This window comes from Streptomyces sp. 4F14, assembly GCF_048159485.1.
GTDB lineage: Bacteria > Actinomycetota > Actinomycetes > Streptomycetales > Streptomycetaceae > Streptomyces.
In genome coordinates, this window is the sequence record NZ_JBLRVY010000445.1 from 1 (window position 1) to 306 (window position 306).

Below are 306 nucleotides of genomic sequence, written 5' to 3' on the forward strand. Positions count from 1 at the left end.
CTGGCCGCATCCAAGGAGGAGTTGCTGGCCGACAGCGACTTCGTCTCGATCCACCTCGCTCTGAGCGACCGCACCCGGGGCTTGCTCGGAGCCCCCGAACTGGCCCTGCTCAAGCCGACGGCGTATCTGATCAACACCTCCCGCGCGGCCATCGTCGACCAGGACGCCCTGCTCACCGCCCTGCACGAGGCCCGTATCGCGGGCGCCGCGGTCGACGTCTTCGACACCGAGCCCCTCCCCGACGACCACCCGATGCGCACGGCCCCCCGCCTCCTCGCCACCCCCCACCTGGGCTATGTCTCGCAG

General features: G+C 70.9%; 1 protein-coding gene. It reads left to right on the plus strand.

Annotated elements, in window-relative coordinates; genetic code table 11:
* On the plus strand, positions 1 to 306 hold a 306-nt coding region (locus tag ACLZOT_RS51520), incomplete at both ends, for an NAD(P)-dependent oxidoreductase (RefSeq protein WP_416976181.1).